Annotated in this window: 2 protein-coding genes and 1 pseudogene; all 3 read right to left on the bottom strand. The window is 74.0% G+C overall.

Annotated features, from left to right (window positions below; genetic code table 11):
• Positions 1–279: pseudogene (locus HMPREF3105_RS10075) on the bottom strand (glycosyltransferase WbuB); the annotation flags it as partial.
• A 49-nt stretch (positions 280–328) separates the two neighbouring features.
• Entirely contained in the window at positions 329–1,585 is a 1,257-nt protein-coding gene (gene wecC, locus HMPREF3105_RS10070; protein ID WP_070709491.1) for a UDP-N-acetyl-D-mannosamine dehydrogenase, read from the bottom strand.
• A gap of 92 nt (positions 1,586–1,677) precedes the next feature.
• Positions 1,678–2,723: glycosyltransferase family 4 protein (locus tag HMPREF3105_RS10065; RefSeq protein ID WP_141762501.1), on the bottom strand; the 1,046-nt coding region annotated here is incomplete at its 5' end.

The raw sequence follows: 2,723 nt of genomic DNA, 5'->3' as shown, positions 1-2,723 counted from the left end.
GCGGACGGGCCGACCGGCCTCGTCCACGCCGAGGGCGGCCAGGGCCGCCGCGCGCTCGCCCCGCATCTCGTGGCCGAGTGCGGGCACGACACCGTTCCGGCCCAGGCGGGTGAGGATGCCGGCCGCCCCGCCCACCGCCGCGGGCGGCAGCCGACGGGAGACCTGCAGGGCCAGCAGCACCGGATCGTCCGTCACGTGCTCGCGGACGGTCTGGGCGGTCAGGGCCAGGGACCGCAGCAGCGGGCGGCGGGATGGCGCGGGGCGCTCGCGTGCGGTCATCGGTGCGGGCTCCTGTCGGCGGGGCGGGCGGGGCGCGGGCCGCGGAAGGTCAGAGGGACGGGTCGGTGCGCCACTGGCCGCGCGTGTCGATCACGCGCTTGTCGGCCACGCGGTCGCCGAGGTCGGCGAAGGCGGAATGGTCCACCAGCAGCACCACGATGTCGGCGGCCTCGAGGGCCTCGTCGACCGCGACCAGGCGCACGTTGTCCTTGCCCTGCAGCGCGGCCGGCAGCTCCGTCACGTGCGGCTCGACCACGAGCACGTCGGACCCGGAGAACTGGCCCGCCAGCTCGGCCGCGATGTTCAGGGCCGGGGATTCGCGCAGGTCGTCGATGTTCGGCTTGAAGGCCAGGCCGAGGGCGGCGACGACCGGAGCGCGGCCGGTGGCCTGCTGGACGTCGAAGGCCGCGGCCTTGACCTGGTCGATGACCCACTGGGGCTTGCCATCGTTGATCTCCCGGGCCGCGCGGATCAGCCGGGCGGTCTGCGGGGCGGCGTCCACGATGAACCACGGGTCCACGGCGATGCAGTGGCCGCCCACGCCGGGGCCCGGCTGCAGGATGTTCACGCGGGGGTGGTGGTTAGCGAGCTCGATGAGCTCCCACACGTCGATGCCCTGCTCGGCGCAGATCACGGACAGCTCGTTGGCGAAGGCGATGTTGACGTCGCGGAAGGAGTTCTCCACGAGCTTGGCCATCTCCGCGGTGCGGGTGTCCGTCAGCAGGATCTCGCCCTCGCAGAACGTGCGGTAGAGGTCGCGGGCCCGCTCGGCCGCGCGCCGGGTCGAGCCACCGACGATCCGGTCGTTGGTCACGAGCTCGACCATCACGCGACCCGGGAGCACCCGCTCGGGGCAGTGGGCGAAGTCCAGCTCGGCCTCGCGCAGCTCAGGACGCTCGGCGAAGATCACCTCGGCCATGTACTCGGTGGCGCCGGGGGGCGAGGTGGACTCGAGGATGACGAGCTCGTCGCCGGTCAGCTGCGGGGCCAGGCCGCGGGCGGCGGCCTCGATGTAGCCCAGGTCCGGGGAGTGTCCGTCCTTGAACGGGGTCGGCACGGCGACGATGTAGGCGTCCGCCGCCGGCGTCGTCGTCGAGGCGCTGAGCAGGCCCTTCTCGACGCCGCGCGCGACGAACCCGGCCAGGTCCGGCTCCACGAAGGGCACCGTGCCCGCATTCACGGCGTCCACCGTGCGGTCCGAGACGTCCACGCCGAGCACCTTCACGCCGTTCTCGGCGAGGATGGCGGCGGTGGGCAGGCCGATGTAGCCCAGGCCGATGACGGCGACGGTCTCGATCTTCTTCACGGGGTCTCCTCGGTGGGGAATGGTCCACGACGGCCCCGGCACCGGCGGGCGGGGGCGGACGCGTCCACCCTACCGCCGACGCCCGGCCTGCTTCAGTCCAGCCCGAGCGCCTCGCGCCACAGGCCGGCCACGACGCGCTCATCGTACGAGCGCACCCGGTCCCGGGCCAGGGCCGAAAGCGCGTCCCACCGCGCGTCGTCGGCGGTCGCCTCCAGCACCCGCCGCGCCGCGGCGTCGGTGTCGTCGAGCACGAACTCCTCGCCGAACACGCCCCTCGCGCCGGGCCGGTCCCAGACGAGCGGGACCGCGCCCGAGACCATGCCCTCGGCGGGCGCGAGGTGGAAGCTCTCGGTGGTGGACGGCGAGAGCACCCAGCCGATCTTCGTCAGCCACGAGCCCATGTCCGCCCCGAAGGGCTCGAAGGCAACGGCCTCGCGCAACGGGCCGGCGCCGAGGCGGGCGAACAGGTCGAGGTAGCCCTCGCGCTGGAGGGGCTTGCGCCACTCGTGCGGGTACTCCCACGGCATGCGGCCGCGCACGTGCAGGGTGAACCGTTCGTCATGGGCGCGCAGGACCTCCAACAGGTCCACGGCCCGGTCCAGGCGCTTGCGCAACGGCACCACGCCGACGAGGCCGAGCCGGAACCGGCGACCGGGCAGGCCGGGACGGTCCAGGTCCGCCACGGACACGGCGTTGGGGATCACCGAGACCCGCGCGGGGTCGATGGGCAGGTGCTCGCGGACCAGATCCCGGTACAGATCGGAGACGGTCACGAGGCGGTCCACGGCGTCGGTCTCGAGCGCGGAGAGCCAGCCGCCGCGCAGCTCGAACATGTGCAGGCGGACCACGAGCCGCTGGCCGGGCCGCTTGTGGCGGGCGTACCAGACGGCGTTGGGGCCCGCCCACTCGCACACGACGACGTCGGCCCACTCGACGAGGCGGCGTGAGGCGGCCTCGTCGTGGCGGTGCAGGCCCTGCCAGTGGTCGATGCGCAGCTCGACGCCCGGGTCGTCCCGCAGCAGGTCGACGAGCTCCCCCGCGAACTTCAGGTCGTGGCCGGCCAGGACCACGCGGGTGCGTGACCCGCCGCGGGCGGGCCGTCGGTCGAGCAGGCCGAGCCGGTCCATGACGCCCGTCA

The sequence above is a fragment of the Micrococcus sp. HMSC31B01 genome, from assembly GCF_001816085.1.
Taxonomy (GTDB): Bacteria; Actinomycetota; Actinomycetes; order Actinomycetales; family Micrococcaceae; genus Micrococcus; species Micrococcus luteus.
The sequence above is the reverse complement of the archived record's forward strand: the minus strand, read 5'-3'. Positions and strand labels throughout refer to the sequence as shown.